A 2474-nucleotide genomic window follows, 5' to 3' on the forward strand; every position below is an offset into this window, starting at 1 on the left:
AATGGCTCAGTTCTACAAGAAAGTATATCAAGTTTAACCAGTAAGAGAGTATAGAACATTGTATAGTATTTTACACAAGATTATGGACTTGACTGCTTTATCGCAGTCTTTTATTTTTTTTGAATTTAATATGCATATTATGTTGGATAAAATAATTAATTTGGTACAATCTTCTCAGTAAATAATATTATAAGATGTATTAAAAATCTAAAGGAGTGATACCCATGTCCATCGAATTTCAGCAACAACCGCTTTATCTATATGATCATTTTGAACAAGCTGTTCAAAAGTTTCCAAACTTATCGATTCATATCGATCAATCCCTACAAGCTTTTCCTGAAATCAAAGATACTACAACCTATGCTGCCGTATTTGAATATATTCAAAAACGTGTACGTCAATTCAATCACTATAATATTTCTCCGGGTGACCATGTCATTCTATTTAAATCCGAAGCCATTGATACTTATTGGTTAGCGGTAGCAGTTGCAGCTTTGGGTGCAATTCCTGTAATGGTTTCTTATCATTTTAAACCACATGTTATTCGTGTATTTCAAGAACGTTTAAATAATCCGTTCATCGTATTTGATCAGCGAACTGCTACTGTTATTGAGCAGCTTGATTCATCATACGCGGACCGATATATTGCGATTAAAGATTTAATTCAGCAACCCGAACAAGCCTTTCAACCTACTCGTTTAGACGAAAATGCTATTAGTTTTATTACGCATACTTCTGGAACAACTGGTATCCCTAAACTGATTTGTCATTCTGCTCAATCTATGGGATGGCGTGTAAAATGGCAGATGGAAGTTTTAGCACCTATCAAAGAACGTGGGACTATTGCATTTCACATTTCACCTGTACACTCTCGTTTCAACATTGGTATAACTAGTATCATGGCTTTAGGCTTTCCAATGTTAGCTATTATGAATTCGAAAACGGATCACATTAAAGAGTTGATCCCTCGCTTTGAGCCAATCGCTTTAGAAACTCATCCGAATCACTTTGTTCAATGGTCTATGCTAGCTCGTCGACATCCTGAAGTATTTTCAAGCATTCGATACTACCACTCGACATTTGATGCTATTAACAAAGAGACCATTACCCCATTTTTACTATCTCGTCCTGAAAGAGATGCTATTTATATGCAAGTATACGGTCAAAGTGAATGTGGGCCTTCCATTCTAAGATATCACACACTAAATACTCTGCCTCATGTTGATTTTCGTAATATGGGAGTTGGCTATAAAGACTTGACACAAGCTCGAATCGCTGATGCGAATGGTCATATCCTTCCTAATAATAAACCCGGTCATATTCACTTACTTTCAAAAGGGCGTGCTTTAACTTACTATCAAGAAGAAAGTCGCTTTAACGAAAACGTTTATGATTTATGGTGGGATACGGGTGACTTTGGCTATTTAAACGATTCAAATGAATTAATATTACTCGATCGTCAAATTGATTTAGTAGACACCTTACCTAGCACATTAGCAATTGAAGATGCGGTAATGGATCAGTTACCTTGGCTTGCAGAAATGATTATTGTTCGTGATCCAAAAGGTGCAGCTCAGCCCGTTTTGGCTCTCCATGATGGTTACGAAATGAACTGGACAGAATGGTTTCAAGCAATTGGTAATATTCCTACATTAAAAGAGCCAATCATTCTTGCTTATAATGACATTCCTCGAACGGCTACCATGAAAGTCCAACGTAGAGAACTAGAACATCAATTATTCGGACAATAGTATTTCACAGTGACAAAGTTATAAAGTTTAAAATAAATTCAAAATTCTTAACTTCTATTGGAAAGTAATCGATTACATGTTACGATAATTAAGTCAAACACGCTTTTGGTATAACGTATGTCAAAAGCTAATCATTTTAATCGAGGAGGCCTAACATGACAAACACAGTCTATACAAACTATTGGATTAGTAAACGAGATGGTGTAAAAAAAGAACACGGTAGTTATAAAACAGAAGAAGCTGCATTAGAAGGCATATTAGCTTGGTGGCGTCAACATCGTGAATCATATGATTACCAAACCATTCGAACTAATACAGGTGCTCTAGAAATTGTATATGATGATGAAAACTATGTCTACCGAATTGAGCAACGTGAAATTGACGGTAAACTTCCTAGTACAAGTTATAAATTGAAATCGAAAAATGAGATTGATTCACAACGTCAACAATTAAATTTAGACGAAGAAACTTATCTTTTTGATGAATTAGCTGAGCCTTATCGTGATCGTTTAGTTATCGCGATGGCTGACAACACAAAATTCCGGAATTTTGTATACACAAAAAATGGTGAACCGATTGTAAAAATTGAAAATTATCACCGATAAAACAAAAAAAAGAATTGAGGGATATTGATATGCTCCCCCTAAAGTAGACACTTGAAAAAGTAAAACTATTTTAGGGGGAGTTTTTCATGCGTAAAAATAAACGTTATTCAGCTAATGA

At 35.1% G+C, this 2474-nt stretch carries 2 protein-coding genes; both read left to right on the forward strand.

Translation table 11 applies throughout. The annotated features are described in order from the left end of the window. Positions 1–224: 224 nt before the first annotated feature. On the forward strand, positions 225–1751 hold the full coding sequence (locus L866_RS0108100; protein ID WP_025730879.1) for an AMP-binding protein: 1527 nt from the start codon (positions 225–227) through the stop codon (positions 1749–1751). 155 nt (positions 1752–1906) lie between these two features. Beyond that, positions 1907–2356: a hypothetical protein gene (locus L866_RS0108105; RefSeq protein ID WP_025730880.1), complete on the forward strand. Its 450-nt coding sequence runs from the start codon at positions 1907–1909 to the stop codon at positions 2354–2356. Positions 2357–2474: the final 118 nt, after the last annotated feature.

Source organism: Atopobacter phocae ATCC BAA-285, assembly GCF_000526675.1.
Taxonomy (GTDB): Bacteria; Bacillota; Bacilli; order Lactobacillales; family Aerococcaceae; genus Atopobacter; species Atopobacter phocae.

Coding starts and splice junctions, on each gene's coding strand:
- L866_RS0108100 (WP_025730879.1), top strand. CDS start 225: ATGTCCATCGAATTTCAGCAACAACCGCTTTATCTATATGATCATTTT.
- L866_RS0108105 (WP_025730880.1), top strand. CDS start 1,907: ATGACAAACACAGTCTATACAAACTATTGGATTAGTAAACGAGATGGT.